Source organism: Arthrobacter sp. SD1074B (genome assembly GCF_056780195.1).
This window is the reverse complement of record NZ_JBRAZT010000001.1, coordinates 1,615,688-1,637,316: the sequence shown is the minus strand read 5'-3', so window position 1 is coordinate 1,637,316 and position 21,629 is coordinate 1,615,688. Positions and strand designations below refer to the sequence as shown.

Sequence of the window (21,629 nt, the reverse complement as noted above, 5' to 3'; positions counted from 1 at the left end):
CTGCCGGAAGGCCGTTAGTTAGCGGAGATCTGGCGCAGCACGTACTGCAGGATGCCACCGTTGCGGTAGTAGTCGGCTTCGCCCGGAGTATCGATGCGGAGGACCGCATCGAAGGACGTGACGGTGCCGTCTTCGGCCGTGGCGGTGACCTTGAGGGTCTTCGGCGTGGTGCCTTCGTTGAGGGCGGTAACGCCCTCGACTGCGAAGGTTTCCGTGCCGGTCAGGCCCAGGCTGGCGGCGTTCTGGCCGGCCGGGTACTGCAGCGGCAGGACGCCCATGCCGATCAGGTTGGAGCGGTGGATGCGCTCGTAGCTCTCCGCGATGACAGCCTTGACACCCAGCAGTGCGGTGCCCTTGGCGGCCCAGTCACGGGACGAGCCGGAGCCGTACTCCTTGCCGGCCAGGACGACCAGGGGGGTGCCGGCGGCCTGGTAGTTCTGCGCGGCGTCGTAGACGTAGGCCTGCGGGCCGTCGGCCTGGGTGAAGTCACGGGTGAAGCCGCCCTCGACGCCGTCGAGGAGCTGGTTCTTGATCCGGATGTTGGCGAAGGTGCCGCGGATCATGACTTCGTGGTTGCCACGGCGCGAGCCGTAGGAGTTGAAGTCCTTGCGTTCCACACCGTTGGCCAGCAGGTACTGGCCGGCCGGGGTGTCCGACTTGAACGATCCGGCCGGGGAAATGTGGTCGGTGGTGACCGAATCGCCGAGCTTCAGCAGCACACGGGCCGCGGTGATGTCCTGGACGGGCTCCGGCTTCGCTTTCATGCCCTCGAAGTACGGGGGCTTCCGGACGTAGGTGGACTTCTCGTCCCAGGCGAAGGTGTCGCCGGCCGGGGTGTCGAGCGCCTTCCAGCGGTCGTCGCCTTCGAAGACACCCTCGTAGCCGCGGGCGAACATGCCCTTGTCAATCGAGGAGTCGATGACCTGCTGGACCTCGACCGGGTTCGGCCAAATGTCCTTCAGGAAGACGTCGTTGCCGGCCTCGTCCTGGCCCAGGGCGTCGTTCTCGAAATCGAAGTCCATCGTGCCGGCCAGGGCGTACGCGATGACCAGCGGCGGGGAAGCCAAGTAGTTCATCTTGACGTCCGGGTTGATCCGGCCTTCGAAGTTGCGGTTGCCGGAGAGCACGGCAGTGACGGAAAGGTCGTTGGCCTGGATGGCCTCGGAAATCTCCGCGTCGAGCGGACCGGAGTTGCCGATGCAGGTCGCACAGCCGTAGCCGACGATGTAGAAGCCGAGCTTCTCCAGGTACGGGGTCAGGCCCGACTTGTTGTAGTAGTCCGTGACGACCTTGGAACCCGGGGCCACGGAGGTCTTGACCCACGGCTTCGAGGTGAGGCCCTTGTCCACGGCGTTGCGGGCCAGTAGTGCGGCGGCCAGCATCACGGACGGGTTGGACGTGTTGGTGCAGGAGGTGATCGATGCGATCGAAACCGCGCCGTGGTCCAGCTCGAACTCGCGGCCGTCGGCGGTCTTGACGGTCACCGTCTTGGACGGCCGGCCGTTGGACTTGGGACCGTGGCCGTGCGGGGCCTGCTCCGTGAGGTGGGTCGCGGAGGCGGTGAACGAGGGCGAATCCGAGGCCGGGAAGCTTTCGTCGATTGCTTCGTCCAGGCTGCCGTCCGGGAGCTCTTCCTTCACGTAGTTCCGCAGGTCCTCGCGGAACTGGGCCTTGGATTCGGTGAGGATGATGCGGTCCTGCGGGCGCTTCGGGCCGGAGATCGACGGGACGACCGTCGACAGGTCCAGCTCGAGGTACTCGGAGAACTTGATCTCGCGGGAGGGATCGTGCCAGAGGCCCTGTTCCTTCGCGTAGGCCTCCACGAGGGCCACGTTCTCGTCCGAGCGGCCGGTGAGGCGCAGGTAGTCGAGGGTGACGTCGTCGATCGGGAACATCGCGGCGGTGGAGCCGAACTCGGGGCTCATGTTGCCGATGGTGGCGCGGTTCGCCAGCGGCACTGCCGCGACGCCCTCGCCGTAGAACTCCACGAACTTGCCGACCACGCCGTGCTGGCGCAGCTGCTCGGTGATGGTGAGCACAACGTCGGTGGCGGTGGCGCCGGCCGGGATGGACCCGGTCAGCTTGAAGCCGACCACGCGCGGGATCAGCATGGAGACGGGCTGGCCCAGCATGGCCGCCTCGGCTTCGATGCCGCCGACGCCCCAGCCGAGCACGCCCAGGCCGTTGACCATCGTGGTGTGCGAGTCGGTGCCGACGCAGGTGTCCGGGTAGGCGCGGAGCGCGCCGTCGATTTCGCGGGTCATGACCGTGCGGGCCAGGTACTCGATGTTGACCTGGTGCACGATGCCGGTGCCCGGCGGAACGACCTTGAAGTCATCGAACGCGGTCTGGCCCCAACGCAGGAACTGGTACCGCTCCCCGTTGCGCTGGTATTCGATCTCCATGTTGCGCTCCAGTGCGCCGGAGTTACCGAAGGCGTCGATCTGGACGGAGTGGTCGATGACCATTTCCGCCGGCGCCAGCGGGTTGACCCGCTTGGGGTCGCCGCCGAGTTCCTTGACGGCCTCACGCATGGTGGCCAGGTCGACAACGCAGGGCACGCCAGTGAAGTCCTGCATGATCACGCGCGCCGGCGTGAACTGGATTTCAGTGTCGGGCTCGGCGTTGGGATCCCAACCGGCCAATGCGCGGACGTGATCGGCCGTGATGTTGGCGCCGTCCTCGGTCCTCAACAGGTTTTCAAGCAATACCTTGAGGCTGAACGGAAGGTTTTCTGCACCTTCAACGGAGTTCAACCGGAAAATTTCGTATTCGGTACCGGCTACATTAAGTTTGCCTTTTGAACCGAAGCTGTCCACAATGCTCATCGCAGGACTCCTCTCGCAACAGTTTCATCTTTGTCGCGCCGCAGACCCCTTGCTAGTTAGGTCAACCTAACTAGCACTTTTCCTTGTTCGCACAAGGATCGGTACTTGGGTGCAGGAGGTCAGCCGTAATTACGGAGCGCGACGTCGGACTACTCCGCCCATCCTAGTGGCCTCAGCCCCGGGGAGTCAGTAACGCCACAGTCTCCATGTGGTGGGTGTGCGGGTACAGGTCGAAGGCGCGCAACTCCTGAAGCCCCCAGCCGGCCTGCTGGAAGTAGCCCACGTCGCGGGCGAAGGACGCCGGATCGCAGGAAACGTAAGCGATCGCGCGGGGTCCGGCCGCGACCAGCTGGTTCACGACCGCCTTGCCGGCGCCTGCCCGGGGCGGGTCCAGGACGAGGGCGTCGAAGTTGCGCGGTTTCTGCCGCAGTACCCGCTCCACTTTCCCCTGGATGATTTCAACCTGGGCGGCGCCGTGCAGGTTCTTGCGGGCGTCCCGGCTGGTGCCGGGTGCGCCCTCCACGGACAGGACAGAGCCGGTGACGCCGACGGCGTCGGCGAGCGGTGCGGTGAAGAGTCCGGCGCCGGCGTAGAGGTCCGCCACCACGGACCCGGCGGCGAGGTAGCCGCCGTCGTGCAGCAAGCCGGTGACGGCCCCCACCAGGGTGTCCGGGGCGTCGCGGTGGATCTGCCAGAACCCGTCGCCGGTGACGCGGTAGTCGTGGCCGGCCGCGGTTTCCTGCACCCAGGTGCGGCCGCGCAGCTGGGTCACGGCGCCGGTACCGGGGTCCGCCTGCGCCACCGAGACGTCGCCGGGCAGCTGGGCGACGATGGCGCTGAGCCGTTTGGCACGGGTGCCGGCGGCCGGGACCAGGAGCACCAGCGGCCGCGAGCCGTTGGCCGGAGCCGCGACCTCCACCCGCTCGATCCCCTGCAAGTCGATGTCCCAGAGCCTCAGCGCGTTGATGCCCTCGACGGCCAGCGGCATCTCGCGGACCGGGAAGACCGCGTCGGAGCGGTGGGCGTGCATGCCGAGTTTTCCCCCGGGCGTCACGGCGAATCCGGCGCGGGTCCGCCAGGCCAGTCCGGTCGCGGTGCCGCCGGTGCCGGCCGCTTCCCCCACGGCTTCGACCGTGATGGGCATGTCGATCCCGGCCAGCCGGCGCAGTTGTTCGGCCAGGACGTCGGCCTTGAGGCCGCGCTGGCGCTCCAGCGTGATGTGGCCCAGTTCGGCGCCGCCCACGGGCGGATGGCCGTGGGACCAAGAGCGCTGCGCGTCGGCCGCGTGCCAGAAGTGGTCCACCCGGTCCGGGGAGGGCTCCAGGACCTCGACGACGTCGGCGCGCCAGAACTTGGCAGACTCGCCGTCGTCGGTTAGCCGGATCCGGACCTTTTCGCCGGGGATGGCGTGCCGGACAAAGATCACCCGGCCCTCGTGCCGGGCCACGCAGTGGCCGCCGTGGGCGACGGGGCCGACGTCGACGACGAGCTCGGTGCGGGCGGGGGTCCGGGTGTCGGTGCTCATTGGATATCCTGCAGTTTCTTGGCTTCTTCGGACGATTTCAGCTGCCACGGCACGCTGGCGACCATAACGCCGGGTTCAAAGTGCAGCCGGGTCTTGATCCGCAGCGCCGTCTGGTTGTGGACCAGCTGCTCCCACCACTTGCCGACGACGTATTCGGGGATGTACACGACGATCAGGTCGCGCGGCGAGTCGCGCCGCATGTTCTTGATGTACTCCATGATCGGCGTGACCGTCTCACGGAACGGGCTGGCCAGCACCGTCAGCGGCACCGGGATCTCCAGTTTTTCCCAGTCCGCCAGCGTCTGCTCGGTCTCCTCCGGGCTGATGTCCACCGTGATGGCGTCCAGCCGGGAGGGCCGGGAGGCGCGGGCGTAGGCCAGCGCCCGGAGCACGGGCTTGCGCACGTGCGAGACGAGCAGCACGGCGTGCACCCGGGTGGGCAGCGCTCGGGGCGAGGAGTCCTCGTCGACGGCGAGCTCCTTGGCCACGTTGTCGTAGTGCGCGCGGATGCTCCACATGATCAGGAAGAGGATGAACATGGCCAGCAGGGCGATCCAGGCGCCCTGCTCGAACTTGGTGATCAGCACAATCACAAGGACCAGCGCCGTCATGCCGAAGCCGATCGTGTTGATGGTGCGCGATTTGATCATCCGCAGTTTCGCTGCCGGGTCCTTGGCGAGCTTCAGCTCGCGGCCCCAGTGCCGGACCATACCCAGCTGGCTGAGGGTAAAGGAGATGAAGACGCCCACGATGTAGAGCTGGATGAGCTTGGTGACGTCGGCGTCGAACGCGATGATCAGTACCAGCGCGCCGGCGGCCAGCGCCAGCACACCATTGCTGAACGCGAGCCGGTCACCGCGGGTGCGGAGCTGGCGCGGCAGGTAACCGTCCTGGGCGAGGATCGAGCCGAGGACCGGGAAGCCGTTGAACGCGGTGTTGGAGGCGAACACCAGGATCACGCCGGTGGCGGCGACCACGATGTAGAACGGGATGGAACCGGCGCCGAAGACCGTCTGCGCGATCTGGCTGATGGCCGGGTTCTGGATGTAGCCCTCGTCCAGCGGCTTCCCGTTGAGCAGGAATTCGGTCGCCGGGTCCTGCACAATGTGCACCTTGGTGGCGTTGGCGAGGTAGATGATGCCGGCCAGCATGCTGGCGGCAATCACCCCGAGCAGCAGCAGCGTGGTGGCCGCGTTCTTGCTCTTGGGCTTCTGGAAATTCGGCACGCCGTTGCTGATGGCCTCGACACCGGTCAGGGCGGCTGCACCGGAGGAGAACGCGCGCAGCAGCAGGAACGCCCCCGCCAGACCCACCAGCCCCTCGTCGAAACCGGCAGCAGGGACAATCTCAAACGCCGCCGAGGGCGCCCGGCCGAGCTGGCCGGTGACGGCCTGGAAAATGCCCACGGCGGTCATGCCGAGGATCGAGAACATAAAGATATAGGTAGGGACTGCGAAGACGCTGCCGGCCTCGCGGATGCCGCGCAGGTTCACGAGGGCCAGGATCACGACGCCGATCGTGGCGATCGCGGCCTGCTGGCCGTGCAGCGACGGGACGGCGGTGGTGAGGTACGCGGCGGCCGAGGACATCGACACCGCGACGGTCAGCACATAGTCCACCAGCAGCGCCGAGGCTACCGTGAGGCCGGCGTACTTGCCGAGGTTGACGTTGGCGATCTCGTAGTCGCCGCCGCCGGAGGGGTAGGCGTGGACGTTCTGGCGGTACGAGGCCACCACGGTGAGCAGCACCACCATCACGGCGAGCCCCACCCAGGGCGAGAACGCCACAGCGCTCACGCCGGCCAGCGCCAGGGTCAGCAGGATTTCATCCGGGGCGTATGCCACCGAGGAGAGCGCGTCGGAGGCGAAAATGGGGAGCGCAATCCGCTTGGGCAGCAGGGTGTGGGCCAGACGGTCGTTCCGGAAGGGCCTGCCTACCAGCACCCGCTTCACGGCGTTGAAAATTGTCAGCACCAGACAAAGCTAGTCTGATTCGGACGCGATGTCATGACGACAGAACAGGCCTGACGGCCGCCGCCTTGCCGCGCCGCCGCCGGACCGGCTCCGGACCCCCGGTGGCCGGTAGAGTTTTACGCAGCAACAGACACAGAAAGCTTGAGGAGGCACGGGTGGCGCACTTCGTGATCATGGGTTGTGGCCGCGTTGGGGCAACCCTGGCGCACACACTGGAGGACGCCGGCCATTCGGTCGCGATCATCGACCAGGACGACCGTGCCTTCCGACGGCTCCGGACCGGCTTCTCCGGCCGCAAAGTCACCGGCGTCGGCTTCGACCGGGAGACGCTCAAGCAGGCCGGGGTCGAAGAGGCCTACGCCTTCGCCGCCGTGTCCAGCGGCGACAACTCGAATATCCTGGCCACCCGCGTGGCCCGCGAGACCTTCCATGTGCCGCACGTCGTGGCGCGGATCTACGATCCGGGGCGCGCCGAGATCTACCAGCGCCTGGGCATTCCCACGGTCGCGGCGGTGCGCTGGAGCGCGGACCAGGTGCTGCGCAGGATCCTCCCGGAGCAGCACCTCGCCGGCGACTTCCGCGACCCTTCCGGCCGGCTGGTGCTGGCCGAGGTGGACGTGGAGTCCGGCTGGATCGGGCACCCGGTCACCGCACTCGAAAAGGCCGCCGACATCCGCGTCGCTTACCTCACCCGTTTCGGCGAGGGCATCCTCCCGGGCCCCGGAACGTTGTACCAGGACGGTGACACCGTGCACGCCATGCTCAGCGTGGACCGCACCTCCGAGGTCGCCCACATTCTTGCCCAGTCCCCCGCCAAGGAGTCCTAAGTGAAAGTTGTTATCGTCGGGGCGGGCAGTGTCGGTTCCTCGATCGCCCGTGAGCTGCTGGCCCACAAACACGAGATCCTGTTGATCGACCTCAAGCCCGAGGTGATCGGCCGCAGCGGGCTGCGCGGCGCGCACTGGCTGGTCGGCGACGCCTGCGAGCTCAGCACGCTCAAGGACGCCCGGCTGGAGGACGCCGACGTCGTGGTCTCCGCCACGGGCGACGACAAGGTGAACCTGGTGGTGTCGCTGCTCGCCAAGACCGAGTTCGGCGTGGGACGGACCGTGGGCCGGGTCAACAACCCGAAGAACGACTGGATGTTCGACGATTCCTGGGGCGTCGACGTCGCGGTGAACACCCCGCAGCTAATGACCGCCCTGGTCGAGGAAGCCGTGGAGATCGGTGACCTGGTCCGGCTGCTGACCCTGCAGACCGGGGTGTCCTCGCTGGTTGAGTTCACCGTTCCGCACGATTCGCATGTGATCGGCCTGACCGTGGGTGATATCGACTGGCCTGAGGACGCGACGCTGGTCGCGATCCTGCGGGACCAGGCGCCCATCACGCCCAGCCGGGACGACGTGATCGACGGCGGCGACGAGCTCTTCTTCGTCACCACGATCGCCGCGGAGGACGGGCTGCGGGCACTGCTCTCGGCGCCGGATTCCGGCATCGACGCTGCCAGCGAGTCAACCGGGGCCGGGCAACTGGCCGGCGCGGACCAACACGGCCGCGAGACCCAGCCCGCCGGCGACGACGGTTTCGACGGCTGATCCGCCCAAACCAGCTCGCAGTTGTTGTCGTTTTGAGCCTCAAAGCGACAACAACTGCGAGTTAGTTGGGCCCGGCAGACCCCTCAGCCGACGCCGGGGCCGGGCGGGTGAGCAGCCACGCCACCCACATGCCAAGGATGTACAGCGGCGCGCCCATGATGAGCCGGGTGGTCGCGAGGCCGGCGAGGCCCTGTTCCCCCATCAGGTACAGCGGTACCTGGACGAGCAGGCGCAGGGCGAGGACCGAGATGATCACCCAGGTGCCGATACGGTACGCCTTCACCCGGGACGGGTGCTTGCGCCAGTCCAGGCCTTCGTTCCGGATAAATCCGAACAGCAGCCCGGCGAAAGGCCAGCGCACGGCGATCGAGACGGACATCGCGAGGATGTAGCCGAGGTTGGTGAAGAACCCCAGGACGTAGAAGTCCTCCGCCTTGCCGGTGGAGTTCGCCAGCCAGGCTGACAGCCCGACGCCGACGATGCCGGCCAGCGCCTGTGTCAGCGGCTTGCGCTGGACCAGCCGCGCGACGGTGAACGCCGCGGCCACGGCCAGCGCGCCGATCAGGGCCAGCGGGAGCTCCCGGGTGAGCGTGAACGCAATCAGGAACACCAGGCCGGGGAGGATACTTTCGGCGATGCCCTGGACACCGCCGGCGCTCTTGAGCACGTCGATATTTCCGTTGCTGGAGCGGTGCAGGCCCGCCTTGGCCGCGTAGCCTTCGGCGAGCTGGGCCACGGTGGGCTGCGGGTCTTCGGGCGTGCTCATTGCTCCTCCTTGCGGGAGAGTATTTCGTAGCGCGGGTTGAACATGGTGGGCAGACCGTCCCGGACCGTGACCATGCCCTCAAGCCGGACCTCCAGTCCGGCGTTGACGCCGGGGATGCGGCGCCGTCCCAGCCAGACCACCCGGAGCCGGTCAGCGGCCACGGCGGGCCGTTTGCGGCCGGCCCGGGGCTGGGCGGTCTGGACGGAGGACGCCGCCGGCCGCGCCTTGGCAGGCGGGGCGTCGTGGTCGGTCACGATCGCGGTGAAGGCGGCCACCTCACTGGCCGGGGCGTACGTCACGGACTCAATGAAGCCGCGGCACAGCACCCGTCCGCGCTCCGGCAGCCCCCGCACGGGGACGGCGTCGGCGGGCTTCCTGCCGGGGGCATCAACCAATCTGGGTAGTCTCCGGTCCGCGCTCGGGCTGTTCGAACTCCGGGGCGCCCTGCGGCGCCGAGACGCCGGAATCCCGGGGAAGGCGGAGCTGGAGCAGGTCGCGCGGCGGCATGGGGTTCTCGCCCCGCACCACAACGATCTGGCGGAAAAGCTCTTCAAGGCCGGCGGCGGCAGCACGGTCCAGTGCCGCGTCGCCGCCGAGCACACCGCGGAGGAACCAGCGGGGGCCGTCGACGCCGATGAAGCGGGCCACCCGGTAGCTGTCGCTGCCGTCACCGGCGGGCAGCTTGGCTACGAGCTCGATGCCGAAGTGGCCCTCGATCTCTTCAACCTGTCCGCCCTGGCTGCCGACGGACTGGCCGATCTGCTCGCGGATTTCGTCCCAGAGGCCCTCGGAACGGGGCGCGGCGAACGCCTGAAGCTGGAGGCTTGAGCTGTCCAGGTCCATGGTCACGGCCACCACGCGCTGGGTGGCCTCCTCGACCTCCAGCCGGAGCTGCAGTCCTTCGCGCGGGGCAATCAGCAGGGCGCCGAGGTCCACGTAGCCGTCCTGGTTGTCAATTTCCGAGACGTCGTAGGGACCGGCGCTGCGGAGTGCGCCGTCGTTTGCCTCGTCCGACGCAGCGGTTCCCACAATTGCGTCGTCCGGGGTCTCCCCGGTGTCCGTCATCTGCTCCTGCTTGGCTTTTCTGCCACGCCCAAAAACCATGGGGTTTGTCTCCTTAGTTGTGATCCTGCGCGAAAGGCCCGACGGCCGCGCAGGGAACAGCTGCGTCAAGCGGACGGGGCTCAGGCCCCGGGGGCGCCGAACCCGCCGGTGGAGCCGAAACCGCCGCCGCCGCGGACTGAGTCGCCGAGCTCCTGGACGGGCACAAACTCCGCGTACTCCACCCGCTGGATGACCATTTGTGCAATTCTATCGCCGCGCCGCAGTTCAATCGCCTCGTCGCGGTCGGTATTCAGCAGTGTCACGGCGATCTCTCCGCGGTAACCCGCGTCCACCGTGCCTGGCGCGTTGACCACGGTCAGTCCGTGCTTGGTGGCGAGGCCGGAGCGCGGGTGGATGAGGGCAACGAAACCGTCGGGCAGTGCGATGGACACACCGGTCGGCACCAGCCGCCGCTCCCCCGGCGCGAGGACCACGTCCTCGCGGGCGCGAAGGTCCGCGCCGGCGTCGCCCGGGTGGGCATACGACGGCGGCTGCAGGCCGTCGTCGAGCATTTTCAGCTGCACGGTCAGGGTGGGGGCTCCGTACGCGGGAAGGTGGCCGGCTGCGGGCTCTGCCGGCGCGGTGTTCACGGCAGTGGTTTCTTCAATCACAGTTCCCCACTGTAACGCCCGCGGGGAGGATAGGCCTACCGCACGGCCCTCCCCGGGCGGCCGGGCGACGGCGGGCTGGCCACGGCGAACGGCGAAGGTGAAATGGCCCGGGAAAAGTGGAAAGCTGGGCTCATGCCCGAATCCACTGCAGCCGTGCCTGCCTCCAACAGCACCCCCAACGACGCCACCGTCCTGTTCAGCGAAAAGCTGTGGCCGAATTTCTGGATCTGGCTGGTGGCTGCCGGGCTGGCCGGAGCCGGGATCCTGGTGTTCGCGCCGATCAGTATCGCCGCCGGTATCACCGCGGCCGTGGTGCTCTTTGCGATTCAGGCGGTGTTGCTGGTCGTGTCCACGCCGTCCATCTCGGTCACGGCCGCCACCTTGCGCGTCGGGCGGGCGACAATCGAGCGCCGCTTCGTCGGCACCGCCCGGGCTTTCCGCGGCGCCGAGGCCACGGCGGAGCGCGGCACCCGGCTCAACGGGCTCGCCTTTATGTGCATCCGCGGCTGGATCGACCCGGTGGTCCGGATCGAAATCACCGACCCCTCGGACCGGACCCCTTACTGGCTGACGTCCACCCGGCACCCGGACGAACTCGTCGCCGCTCTGTCCCGCTGATCGCCGAGCTGCCCGCGCTGACCGCAAGCCCTTACCGGGCTCAGGGCCCCCTGCGGAGCCGTCAGCCCTCGCAATCCTTGCAGTACTTCAGGCCGTCCTTTTCGCGGGCGATCTGCGAACGGTGGCGGACGAGGAAGCAGGAGGCACAGGTGAATTCGTCTGCCTGGGCGGGCAGCACCCGCACCAGCAGCTCCTCGCCGGACAGGTCGGCGCCCGGGAGTTCGTAGCCTTCAGCGAGGTCGGTCTCGTCTTCATCGACCACCGCGGAGGGCTTGTCCGTACGCCGCGACTTCAGCTCCTCGATGGAATCCTCGTTGAGGTCTTCCTCGGTCTTGCGCGGCGCATCGTAGTCTGTCGCCATTAGTAGTTGCTCACACTCCGCATTCGTTGGGTTGGATCGCCGCCTCCGCGCCGGCGGGGCTGGTAGCCCCGGTGCGGCCCGGGTTTGGTTCACCGATGTCAACGCCGGACAAGTGCTTTTTGTGCCCGATGTCGGGTCATTTTTGCGCACATCCCCTGCCAAACACCAGAGGCCAGTGGTCCGGCGGCAGCCCGGCCGGGCCGGGACGGGACAAATGGGCCGGAAAGTCGCGGAAAATCACGGCGCGCCCTCCCTCCTAACCCGAATTGCGGCCCATCGGTGGCAGAGTTTCGAATGTTAGTAATGCCAGGGTGGAGGATTTGTATGCAGGATCTACGGCTTGTAGGCGTCCACGACGACGGAGAGCATCTCCTGTTGAGTGGCACCGGCGGCGAGATGTTCCAGCTGCCGATCGATGAGGCACTTCGGGCGGCTGCCAGCCGGACGCCGGCGAGGGCCGCTTCCGGCGTGGGCGCCGAACCCATTGCCATGTCCCCCCGCGATATCCAGGCCAGGATACGCAACGGCGCCACCGCGGCCGAGGTGGCTGAGCTCTCCGGCATTCCGCTGGCCAAGGTGCAGCGCTACGAGGGCCCCGTGCTCGCCGAGCGCGAATACGTGGCCCAGCAGGCCCGCAAGGTCGAGGTGGCGGCCCCGTCCGCAGGCCATGACAGCTACCGTTCCTTCTTCGGCGACCAGCCTGCCAGCCTGGATGACATGGTCACGCACAGGCTCCGGGCGCACGGGATCGAGCCCTCCTCCGTGGAGTGGGATTCCTGGCGCCGGCCGGACGGAAGCTGGAATGTGGTGGCGCGGTTCGAAACGCAGCCCGGCGCCCACGCGGCTATCGGTGAAGAGCCGCCGGCCATGTGGACGTTCAGCCCGGCGCGCAAGTCGTTGCAGAACGCCAACCGCTGGGCGCAACAGCTCAGCGAACTTGAACCGATGGACGGCCCGGTCCCGGCCCGCCGCCTCTCGGCCGTTTCGGACCGACCCTTTGACTTCGAAACTGACGCGGACGCAGCCGCGCGCAGCGCCACCGCGCAACTGAGCGTCGTCCAGCAAAACGGCATCCAGCAGGAAAACGACGCCGACGGGCTGCTGGACATGCTCCGTACCCGCCGCGGCCAGCGCCTCGGCCTGGACGAAGACGCCGACGACGCCCTGGCGCTGTTGCTGACCAACGGGGTGCCCGCAGCCCACCCTCGGCCCTCCGAAGTCCCGTCGCTTGACGAGGCCGGGGATGACGCGGCGGAGATTGAAGCGACCGCCGAGGACGCCCCGGCGGAGAAAGCTGCCCCGCCCGCGGCGTCAGCCGAACCGCACTCGATTCCCAACCCCGACGTCCTTTCCCGTCGCAGGGATGCGCGGCCGTCCATGCTGTCCCGCCTGAGCCTTGCGCCGCGGCACCAGGACACCAGCGACGACGATGCGCTGAAGCTTCACGACGGGGTCAGCACCGAAACCCGTGAAATCACCATCGCTGCCTCACAATTGCGACCGGTGCGGACCGGCCCCACGTCCAGTCCTGGATTGGATGAACTCCTGGGCGGTGGACCGTCGCGGCGCGCGCAGCACGACTCCGTGGCGGCTCCCGGCCCGGACGCATCCCGCGCCGAATTATCCCGCGCCGACCGGGAGCCCGAAACGCCGGAACGCCAGCCGTCCAAGCCCAAGCGCTCCAGCGTGCCCAGCTGGGATGAAATCGTCTTCGGGACCCGCAGCGACTAAGGCCGCTGCCCGCCGGGACGATCCGGCTTAGCGGCGCGCAGCCTTCCCGGCAGCTTTTCCGCCGGCGGCCCTGGCGCCCGATTTCCCCTCGGCTTTGAAGCACAACAGCGGCACCTCCCGCTCCGCTTTGGTCAGCGAGCCGTGCTGCCCAACCACCTCGAGCGCCCTGGCCTGGACCCGGCGGGTGTCGTAGAAAGCCATCGCGTCACGCGCGGCGATCATCACATCACCGATCCGCGGTCCAACCCCGCTACGGAGCTCACCGAACAGTCCGGCGGCCACGGCTTCGTCCCGGGTGAAGGCCCAGATCCGGTCGCCGAAGCGCGACCGCCAGGCCTCCAGCAGCCGGTGCCGGGCGGCGTCGTCCGCTCCGTCAAGGTAGAGATGCACCATGCGCGGCTCCCCCGCCGTGTGCCGGACCCCTGCGATAAGGTCCGCCTCGGCGGAATAGTCGATCCGCTGGGATGCCGGCACATCCAGCATGCCGTGGTCTCCCGTGACCAGCACGGTGGTGCCGGCCGGCAGGGTGGCATTGAGCCGGCGTACGGTGGCGTCGAGCTCTTCGAGCTGGTGTTCCCACTGAGGCGACTGGCAGCCGTACCGGTGCCCGGCCTTGTCCAGTTCGTGGACGTAGAAGTACATCAGCGATCGCTCCGCGCCGGCCATGGCTTCCGCGGCCGCCGCGGTCCGGGCGTGCGAGGTGGTGCCGGCCACGAACCGGCCGCCCCTCAGCGCTGCCCGGGTCATGGCCGAATCACTGAACCGCGGCAGGGCGACGGTGCTGACATCGACGTGCCTGGCGGCCCGTTCGAAGACGGTGGGCAGGGGCTGCCATCGCAGCGGGTCGACGCCGTCGTCCCAGTTGCCCAGCATGTTGACCACCCGGTCCTGGTCCGGGTCCAGGACGTCGTAGCCGACCATCCCGTGTTGCCCGGCCGGCTGCCCGGTTCCGAAACTGGCCAGCGACGCGGCCGTGGTGGAAGGGAAGGCCGCGTCGAGCCAGACCGGCACGGCGCCCTGGCCGGCTTGCAGCACGGTGCGCAGGAACGGGGTGTGCGCGGTCTTCTGCTTGAGCAGCTGGCGGCCCAGGCCGTCGGCCAGCACGACGCAGACGTGCTTCGCGGCGGGTAGGTTCAGCCGGTTGTCGAAACCGGGGACGCCCAGGCTGGCCGCGGCACTGCTAAGCACCTCCGCGATGGAACGTTCCCCGTAGGCCGGGGGCGAGGGCAGCCCGGCCGGGGCGCCGGTCGGCGGGGCAGGCGGCTGCGGGGAGGCTACCGGGGACTCTGCGGCTCGGTCCGGCCCCATCTCAGCGCTGGTGGCCGCGGCTGAGGCGGTTGCCGAAAACGCCGCTGCGGGGGCGCTGAGGAAGGGCGGAGACCCCATGCGGGACGGCAGCGGTCGATCCAGTGTTCACGGCACGGAGCGCCCGGGCGAAGAGCTTGGCGTCCTGGACAGCCTGCAGGCCGTCCGCTTCGGCGCTGATCCGCAGGACGATGTCCTCTTGCGCGATCGTACCGCTGTAACCGTGGTCGGCCTCGCATTGCGGATCGCCGCAGCTGGCGGGGCCCATGTCGAGGCGCTGCCCGCCGGACCAGGCGATCGAGAGGGTCAACTCACGCACCGGGTCCGAGGGCTTATAGTCCTGCGGCTGGGCGTACACGTAACTGAGCACCACCGAACGGATTTGCGTCACGGGAACGGATTCGGTGGAGACCTGGGCGACGATCTGCTCACCGGCTTCGTCAAGCTGTTGGTCGTCGACGTGGGTGATGACCAGCATGTCCTCGGTCAGCACCAGCACGGTGATGTGCCGGCGCACCTCGGCCCGGTCGAAGTGCGTCTCCAGGTGGACCAGGTGGGCGACGCAGTCGCGGCCGTCCAGGGCGTCGGCGACGACATCGGCCACCAGGCGGGGGTAGAAGCCTGCCTGCTGGAGGGCGCCTTCCAGGCTCTGGCCCTGCGCGCTGTGGTCGTGCAGGCCGTGGTGCGGCGAGCCGTGGCGGCCGGGGACGGACGCCTGGGGCTTGGATGCTGGAGGCTGGGAACTCATGGCTTCCATTTTCACAGATCGGCCGGGGACATGCTAACTGCGCCGCTAGCTGCGCATCGCGCGGCGGGCCGTGTCGGTGCGCTGCGCGGCGTTGGCAATCCGGACGTCGGCAGCGAGGATGACCGCACCGTCGGGGCCGGCCAGGACCGGGTTGAACTCGACCAAAACGATCTCCGGGTGGTTGTCCTTGAGCCGGGTCAGCCGGGCCGCGAGGTCCTCGAGCGCGCCGGCGTCGACGGCGGGCAGGCCCTGGTAGCCGAAGAGCTTGCGGGAGGCGCGTGGCGCGCGGATGAAGTCGTGGACATCGGAGCCGGAGAGCGGGGGGACGCGGTGCGCCCAATCATCGAGAAGGTTGACGGCGTCGCCGGCCAGCCCGAACGACACCACCGGGCCCAGCAGCGGGTCCTCGATGGCGCGGAAGGTACAGGCCTGGCCCACCGGGGCCATGGACTGGACCTCCAGCGACGGCGAGCCGTAGCGCTGCAGCGATTTCCGCATCTGGGCGATGTTGCGGCGGAGCGAGTCGGCGTCCTGGATGTCCAGGCGCACCCCGCCGAGGTCCAGCCGGTGCCGCAGCGCCGGGTCTGTGGTCTTGAGCGCCACCGGCCAGCCGAACCGGTCCGCTGCCGCGACGGCGTCGTCCTCACTCTCGAAGCCCTCGGAGGGCAGCACGCGGATGCCGTAGCGGCCCAGCAGCTTCGCGGCGGAGCCGGGGTCCAGCCGGACCAGCTGCTCGCCGCCCACGGGCCGGAGCAGTTCCTCGAGGTCCTCGTGGGCGCCCTCTGGGTCGCAGCCCTCCGGTTCCACGAAGAGCCCCTGGTCGCGGACCACCCACTGCGCGTAGCGGACCACGGCCGCGAGGGCGGCGACGGCGGCCCCCGGGTTTGAGTAGCAGGGCACGCCGGGGGCGGCCTCCGGCGCGGCGTCGTCGGCCGCTGCCCCGACCATGCCCTCCACGTAGATGGAGGGGTCAAGGAGGCCGGTGAACGCCGCGACCACCGGTTTCCCCGCCGCCGCCGAACACTCGGCCAGCACCGCGCCGATCTTTTCGACGGTGAGTCCGCGGGCCGGCAGCAGGGCCACCACGACGGCGTGGACCGACTCGACGGTCAGCGTTTCCTGCAGGCTGCGCCGCAGCGCCGGCAGCGCCCGGGACATGCCGGCATCCAGGTCGACGTCGGCGACAACGCGTTCCACGCCCAGGCCGGCCGCGGCGGCGCTGTCCGCCACCACCTTGCCCAGCGCGCGGGAGTTGCTGAACACGGCCACGCCCGGGCCCTGGGGCAGCGGCTGGCTGGAGACAATCTGCGCCACGTCCATCAGCTGTTCGATCGTTTCCACCCGGATCACCCCGGCCTGGCGCATCATGGCGTCCAGGGCTTCGGGAGGCGCCTGCGTGGTGCGCACGGCGTGCCCTGGGGGCAGGTTCAGGCCCATGGCGTCCGACTTGGCCACGATCACCGGTTTGGTCCGCGCCAGCCGCCGGGCCAGCCGGGAGAATTTGCGCGGGTTGCCGATGGATTCGAGGTAGAGCCCGACGGCGGTCGTGTCGGCGTCGTCTTCCCAGAACTGCATCATGTCGTTGCCGGACACGTCGGCGCGGTTGCCGGCCGAGAGGAAGGTCGAGATGCCCACCCGGCGGCGGCTGGAGGCTGCGTAGAGCGAGATGCCGATCGCCGCGGACTGGCTGAACAAGCCGAGGCCGCCGCGGCGCGCCAGCGACGGCGCCATCGAGGCGTTAAGGGACACGGCGGGGTTGGTGTTGACGATGCCCAGCGAGGCAGGGCCGATCACGCGCATGCCGTTGGAGCGGGCCTGGCGGACCAGGTCGCGCTGCCGGGCGAGGCCGCGTTCGCCGTCGTCCGCGTAGCCGGCGGTGGCCACCACAATTCCCTTGACCCCGGCCTCCCCGCACTCCTGGACCACCTTGGGCACCTCGTCGTACGGGACCGCGATGATGGCGAGCTTGACCGGGCCAGGGACCTCCGAGAGTTTGGCGAAGGACAGCATGCCGGCGAGTTCGAGTGCCTCGGGGTTGATCGCGTAGACCGGGCCGGTGAAGCCGCCTTCGATGATGTGTTCCAGCAGCTGGTAGCCGACGGTGCCCCATTTACGGCTGGCGCCGATCACGGCCACGGAGGACGGGGCCAGCAATTCCTGGATGCTGCGCGCCTCGGCGCGGTGCTCGCGGGATTCCATCACGGCCCGCGACTTGTCCGTGGGGTCGATGTTGAACTCAAGGCTGACGACGCCGTCGTCGAAGTGCCGCTTGACGTCGTAGCCGGCGTCCGAGAAGACCATCAGCATCTTGCGGTTCTCCGGCAGCACCTCGGCGCTGAACTTGCGGATGCCGTTTTCCCGGGCCGCGGCGGCCAGGTGTTCGAGCAGGATCGAGCCGATGCCGCGCCCCTGGTGCGCGTCGGCGATGTTGAAGGCGACCTCCGCCTCTTCGGGGTCGTCGAGCCGGTCGTAGCGGCCGATGCCCATGATTTCGCCGCCGATGGTGATCACCAGGGCAACCCGGTCCTTGTAGTCGACCTCGGTGAAGCGCTTGAGTTCCTTGGCGGAGAGCTTGGACTTGAACGCGAAGAAGCGCATGTAGATGGACTTCTGCGACTGGCCCACGTGGAAGGCCTGTACCGCGTCGGAGTCGGCAGGGTGGATGGGGCGCAGGTGCGCTGTCCCGCCGTCGCGCAGCACGACATCGGCTTCCCAATGTTCCGGATATACGCCGTCCGCGGGCTGATCCACCATAGGCTTAGCCTAGCCATAAACTTGAGCTGCCCGCCGTCATCGCGCCTCAACAGCCACGCAACATCAACTGAGTAACCCGTAGAAGGACCCACCAGCCTCATGGCACGCCGCCAAACCACGCCCCCGGCAGGGGAAGCCAGCCCGGATTTCACCGAAAATATCGTCGACATCGACGTCACTTCCGAAATGGAAGGCTCGTTCCTGGAGTACGCCTACTCGGTGATCTACTCCCGGGCCCTCCCCGACGCCCGCGACGGCCTCAAGCCCGTGCAGCGGCGCATCCTGTACATGATGAGTGAGATGGGCCTGCGCCCGGACCGCGGCCATGTCAAGAGCGCCCGCGTGGTGGGCGAAGTGATGGGCAAGCTACACCCGCACGGCGATACCGCGATCTACGACGCCATGGTGCGGATGGCGCAGGACTTCTCCCTGCGGCTGCCACTGATCGACGGGCACGGCAACTTCGGCTCGCTCGACGACGGCCCGGCCGCGCCGCGGTACACCGAGGCCCGGCTGGCGGCGGCGGCGCTGACCCTGACGGACCACCTCGACGAGGACGTGGTGGACTTCGTCCCGAACTACGACAATCAGCTCACCCAGCCGGACGTGCTCCCGGCCGCGTTCCCGAACCTCTTGGTCAATGGCGCCACCGGCATCGCCGTCGGCATGGCCACCAACATGGCCCCGCACAACCTCGGTGAAGTGGTGGCGGCGGCCCGGCACCTGATTGCGCACCCGGACGCCTCACTCGAGGACATCATGAAGTTCGTCCCCGGCCCCGACCTGCCCACCGGCGGCCGGATCGTCGGCCTGGACGGCATCCGTGACGCGTACGCCACCGGCCGCGGATCCTTCAAGACCCGGGCCAAGGTCGAGGTCGAACAGCTTTCGGCACGCCGCACCGGCCTGGTGGTCACCGAACTGCCGTACATGGTGGGCCCGGAAAAGGTGATCGAGAAGATCAAGGACGCGGTCAACGGCAAGAAGCTGACTGGCATTAGTGACATCGTGGACCTCACCGACCGCAAGCACGGCCTGCGGCTCGTTATCGAGCTGAAGAACGGCTTCAACCCGAACGCCGTGCTCCAGCAGCTCTACCGCTTCACGCCGATGGAGGACTCGTTCGGCATCAACAACGTCACGCTCGTCGACGGGCAGCCGCAGACCCTGGGCCTGCTGGAACTGCTCTCCGTCTACGTCAACCACCGCATCAACGTGGTGCGCCGCCGCACCGCTTTCCGCCTGGGCAAGAAGAAGGACCGCCTGCACCTGGTCGAGGGTATGCTCATCGCGATCGTGGACATCGACGAGGTGATCCAGATCATCCGGTCCTCTGACGAGGCCGCCGCCGCCCGCACCCGGCTGATGTCCATCTACGACCTGTCGGAGATCCAGGCCAATTACATCCTGGAACTCCGGCTGCGGCAGCTGACCAAGTATTCCCGGATCGAGCTGGAGAAGGAACAGGACGAGCTGCGCCGCGAGATCGCGGAGCTCCAGGCCATCCTGGACTCCCCCGAGCTGCTGCGCGGGCTGGTCTCCGACGAGCTCGGCGAGCTCGCGGACAAATACGGCACCCCGCGCCGGACTGTGCTGCTCGAATCCGAGGCCGTCTCCCCCACAATCGCCGCGGCCCTCACCGCCGCGCCGGGTGCCAAGGGCAAGGCGGCGCCGCTGGCCCTGGAGATCGCGGATGACCCCTGCTGGGCGATCCTGACGGCGTCAGGGCAGATCGCGCGCACGGCCAACCAGGACAGCCTCGCCGAATCCGGCCCGCGGGCCAAACACGATGTCTTCCGTTCGGTGGTCAAGACCTCGGCGCGCGGCGAGATCGCCGCGATCACGTCCCAGGGCCGGATGCTGCGGCTCCAGGTGATGGACATGCCGGTGCTTCCGCCCACGTCCGGGACGCCCAACATGGCCGGCGGCGTCCCGGCCAAGGACTTCATCACGCTGCTCAAGAACGAGTCGCTCGTGGCGTTCGCGCCGCTGGACCAGGTCCTCGCGATCGGAACCGCGCAGGGTGTGGTCAAGCGCGTCCAGCCGGACTACCCGTTGAACCGCGAGGACTGGGAAGTGATCGCGCTCAAGGACAAGGACACCGTGGTGGGCGTCGAGCCCGCCGCCGCCGATGACGTAGAGCTGGTCTTTGTGACGCGCCAGGCCCAGCTGCTGCACTTCAGCGCCTCGGCGGTCCGCCCGCAGGGCCGCACCGCTGGCGGCATGGCCGGGATCAAACTGGCCGCCGGCGACAGGGTGCTGCACTTCGGCACGGCACGCTCCGACGACGCCGCCGCCGTGGTGGTCACCATCGCCGGCACCGAAGGGGCACTGCCCGGCACCGCTCCCGGCGCGGCCAAGGTCACCGCGCTGGCTGAGTACCCGGCCAAGGGCCGCGGCACCGCCGGCGTCCGCGCGCACCGCTTCCTCAAGGGCGAGGACACGCTGCTGCTCGCCTGGGCCGGGCACGGCCCGGCGAAGGCGTCCTCGCTGGCCGGGGTGGCGCGCTCGCTGCCGGGCGAGCACGGCCGCCGCGACGGCTCAGGCATCCCGCTCTCCCAGGCCATCGACGCGGTCGGCCCGAGCATGGCCTGGTCCGCGGAGGATGCCTCGGACAGCTGACCATGCGGTACCCGGCCCGCAACGAATCCCGGGCCGCCGCTCCTACGCGGCCGCCCGGGATCAGTTCAGAACGCTACATCCCGGAGTTGATGTTCAGGATGTTGCCCTCACTGTCCAGGAACCACGCCGCGGTGCTTCCGTCCGGCAGGGTGGCAATGCCGTCCTCGGTCTTCAGGCCCGGGAAATCGTAGTCCTCGAAGACGACCCCGGCGGCGCGGAGCTCGGCGACGGCGGCCCGAACGTCGGGAACCATCCAGCCCATCTGGGTATTTTTGGCAGATCCCGCGTTGGGCGTCAGGTACACCAGGAATCTGCTGCCGGATCCGCAGGTGTACTGCAGGTTGTCCTCGGCACCCGGATTATCCGGTTCGAGTCCGAGTTTGTCGCGGTAGAAACCGCGTGCGCGGGCGATGTCCGCGGCCGGCAAGACGGCGCCGACCGGCTGGTCCTTGAGCATGGCAATGTCCCTTTCCAGGCCCTTCCCCCGGATCGAATTTTACTCCTTCGCTTAGACTGCTCACATGCCTATCGTGCCCGATCAAAAGGACTGGACCTGGGTGCTGTCACGGCCGTGCCCCGAGTGCGGTTTTGACATCTCCGCCTGCACCCCCGCCACGGCCCCGGGACGGGTGACAAGTATGCTGCCGCGCTGGCGCGCCGTGCTGCGTCGCCCGGATGCGGCGGTCCGCCCGGACGAGGACACCTGGTCGGCGCTGGAGTACGCCTGCCACGTCCGGGACGTCTTCACCCTTTTCGACCACCGGCTCAATCTGATGCTCAGCCACGACGACGCCCGCTTCGAGGACTGGGACCAGGACCGGGCCGCGGTCGAGCTGGACTACGCCGGCGCCGACCCCGCCGAGGTGAGCGCCGCGCTGACGGCCGAGGGCGAGCAAATCGCCGCGTCCTTCGTCCGCGTCCCGGAGCAGGACTGGGGCCGCAAGGGCACCCGCAGCAACGGCTCGGAGTTCACGGTGCTGAGCTTCGCGCAGTATTTCCTGCACGACGTCGTGCACCACCTCCACGATGTGGATGGCTAGCGCGTAGTCCGCTGGCGCGTCGACGGACAGGCGGGTTGTCCGTCGACG

General features: G+C 68.5%; 18 protein-coding genes. 6 read left to right on the top strand and 12 right to left on the bottom strand.

The annotated features are described in order from the left end of the window. Positions 1-14: 14 nt before the first annotated feature. The 3 genes from ACUYM2_RS07520 to ACUYM2_RS07510 all read right to left on the bottom strand — a co-directional run bounded on the left by ACUYM2_RS07520 (position 15) and on the right by ACUYM2_RS07510 (position 6,326). Positions 15-2,828, bottom strand: coding sequence for an aconitate hydratase (locus ACUYM2_RS07520; RefSeq protein ID WP_481599510.1), 2,814 nt, complete (start codon positions 2,826-2,828; stop codon positions 15-17). A gap of 172 nt (positions 2,829-3,000) precedes the next feature. After that, complete coding sequence (locus ACUYM2_RS07515) at positions 3,001-4,353, bottom strand: class I SAM-dependent RNA methyltransferase (RefSeq protein ID WP_481599509.1); 1,353 nt, start codon at positions 4,351-4,353, stop codon at positions 3,001-3,003. Continuing rightward, positions 4,350-6,326, bottom strand: coding sequence for an APC family permease (locus tag ACUYM2_RS07510; RefSeq protein ID WP_481599508.1), 1,977 nt, complete (start codon positions 6,324-6,326; stop codon positions 4,350-4,352). The genes ACUYM2_RS07515 and ACUYM2_RS07510 overlap by 4 nt, the downstream gene beginning before the upstream one ends. Before the next feature lie 155 nt (positions 6,327-6,481). Here ACUYM2_RS07510 and ACUYM2_RS07505 point away from each other — a divergent pair, with 155 nt between their 5' ends. Both ACUYM2_RS07505 and ACUYM2_RS07500 read left to right on the top strand, forming a co-directional pair. Beyond that, positions 6,482-7,153 (top strand): potassium channel family protein, encoded by a 672-nt coding sequence (locus ACUYM2_RS07505; protein WP_481599507.1) that lies wholly within the window; start codon positions 6,482-6,484, stop codon positions 7,151-7,153. Then, positions 7,154-7,921 (top strand): potassium channel family protein, encoded by a 768-nt coding sequence (locus ACUYM2_RS07500; RefSeq protein WP_481599506.1) that lies wholly within the window; start codon positions 7,154-7,156, stop codon positions 7,919-7,921. It abuts the gene before it with no gap. Between the two features lie 61 nt (positions 7,922-7,982). Here ACUYM2_RS07500 and ACUYM2_RS07495 read toward each other — a convergent pair whose 3' ends face one another. The 4 genes from ACUYM2_RS07495 to dut all read right to left on the bottom strand — a co-directional run bounded on the left by ACUYM2_RS07495 (position 7,983) and on the right by dut (position 10,402). Continuing rightward, positions 7,983-8,687: a DUF3159 domain-containing protein gene (locus ACUYM2_RS07495; RefSeq protein WP_481599505.1), complete on the bottom strand. Its 705-nt coding sequence runs from the start codon at positions 8,685-8,687 to the stop codon at positions 7,983-7,985. Next, a complete protein-coding gene (locus tag ACUYM2_RS07490) occupies positions 8,684-9,082 on the bottom strand; it encodes a single stranded DNA-binding domain-containing protein (protein WP_481599504.1) in 399 nt (132 codons plus the stop codon). The genes ACUYM2_RS07495 and ACUYM2_RS07490 overlap by 4 nt, the downstream gene beginning before the upstream one ends. Next, the gene (locus ACUYM2_RS07485) at positions 9,075-9,791 is read right to left on the bottom strand and encodes a DUF3710 domain-containing protein (protein ID WP_481599503.1); all 717 of its coding nucleotides are present in this window, start codon (positions 9,789-9,791) and stop codon (positions 9,075-9,077) included. The genes ACUYM2_RS07490 and ACUYM2_RS07485 overlap by 8 nt, the downstream gene beginning before the upstream one ends. 80 nt (positions 9,792-9,871) lie before the next feature. After that, positions 9,872-10,402: a dUTP diphosphatase gene (dut, locus tag ACUYM2_RS07480; RefSeq protein ID WP_481599502.1), complete on the bottom strand. Its 531-nt coding sequence runs from the start codon at positions 10,400-10,402 to the stop codon at positions 9,872-9,874. Between the two features lie 132 nt (positions 10,403-10,534). Between dut and ACUYM2_RS07475 the strand changes: the two genes are divergently transcribed. Next, positions 10,535-11,020 (top strand): DUF3093 domain-containing protein, encoded by a 486-nt coding sequence (locus ACUYM2_RS07475; RefSeq protein ID WP_481599501.1) that lies wholly within the window; start codon positions 10,535-10,537, stop codon positions 11,018-11,020. 61 nt (positions 11,021-11,081) lie between these two features. Here the strand turns inward: ACUYM2_RS07475 and ACUYM2_RS07470 are convergent, their stop codons facing one another. Beyond that, complete coding sequence (locus tag ACUYM2_RS07470) at positions 11,082-11,381, bottom strand: DUF4193 domain-containing protein (RefSeq protein WP_138769577.1); 300 nt, start codon at positions 11,379-11,381, stop codon at positions 11,082-11,084. Positions 11,382-11,705: 324 nt separating this feature from the next. Between ACUYM2_RS07470 and sepH the strand changes: the two genes are divergently transcribed. Further along, entirely contained in the window at positions 11,706-13,112 is a 1,407-nt protein-coding gene (sepH, locus tag ACUYM2_RS07465; protein WP_481599500.1) for a septation protein SepH, read from the top strand. Between the two features lie 27 nt (positions 13,113-13,139). On the opposite strand, the gene ACUYM2_RS07460 is transcribed toward sepH, so the two are convergent. From ACUYM2_RS07460 to ACUYM2_RS07450, 3 genes are read right to left on the bottom strand one after another with little or no spacing between them, the layout of a single operon-like run. Continuing rightward, on the bottom strand, positions 13,140-14,420 hold the full coding sequence (locus tag ACUYM2_RS07460) for an alkaline phosphatase family protein (protein WP_481599499.1): 1,281 nt from the start codon (positions 14,418-14,420) through the stop codon (positions 13,140-13,142). 1 nt (position 14,421) lies between these two features. After that, positions 14,422-15,165: a DUF5998 family protein gene (locus ACUYM2_RS07455; RefSeq protein WP_481599498.1), complete on the bottom strand. Its 744-nt coding sequence runs from the start codon at positions 15,163-15,165 to the stop codon at positions 14,422-14,424. A 45-nt stretch (positions 15,166-15,210) separates the two neighbouring features. Beyond that, positions 15,211-17,919, bottom strand: coding sequence for a bifunctional acetate--CoA ligase family protein/GNAT family N-acetyltransferase (locus tag ACUYM2_RS07450; protein WP_481599497.1), 2,709 nt, complete (start codon positions 17,917-17,919; stop codon positions 15,211-15,213). Between the two features lie 99 nt (positions 17,920-18,018). On the opposite strand from ACUYM2_RS07450, the gene ACUYM2_RS07445 reads away from it, so the two are divergent. Continuing rightward, on the top strand, positions 18,019-20,541 hold the full coding sequence (locus ACUYM2_RS07445; protein WP_481599496.1) for a DNA gyrase/topoisomerase IV subunit A: 2,523 nt from the start codon (positions 18,019-18,021) through the stop codon (positions 20,539-20,541). A 73-nt stretch (positions 20,542-20,614) separates the two neighbouring features. Here ACUYM2_RS07445 and ACUYM2_RS07440 read toward each other — a convergent pair whose 3' ends face one another. Then, positions 20,615-20,998 carry a VOC family protein gene (locus tag ACUYM2_RS07440; protein ID WP_481599495.1) on the bottom strand — a complete coding sequence of 128 codons (384 nt, stop codon included), beginning with the start codon at positions 20,996-20,998 and terminating at the stop codon, positions 20,615-20,617. 64 nt (positions 20,999-21,062) lie between these two features. On the opposite strand from ACUYM2_RS07440, the gene ACUYM2_RS07435 reads away from it, so the two are divergent. Further along, positions 21,063-21,581, top strand: coding sequence for a DinB family protein (locus ACUYM2_RS07435; RefSeq protein WP_481599494.1), 519 nt, complete (start codon positions 21,063-21,065; stop codon positions 21,579-21,581). Positions 21,582-21,629: the final 48 nt, after the last annotated feature.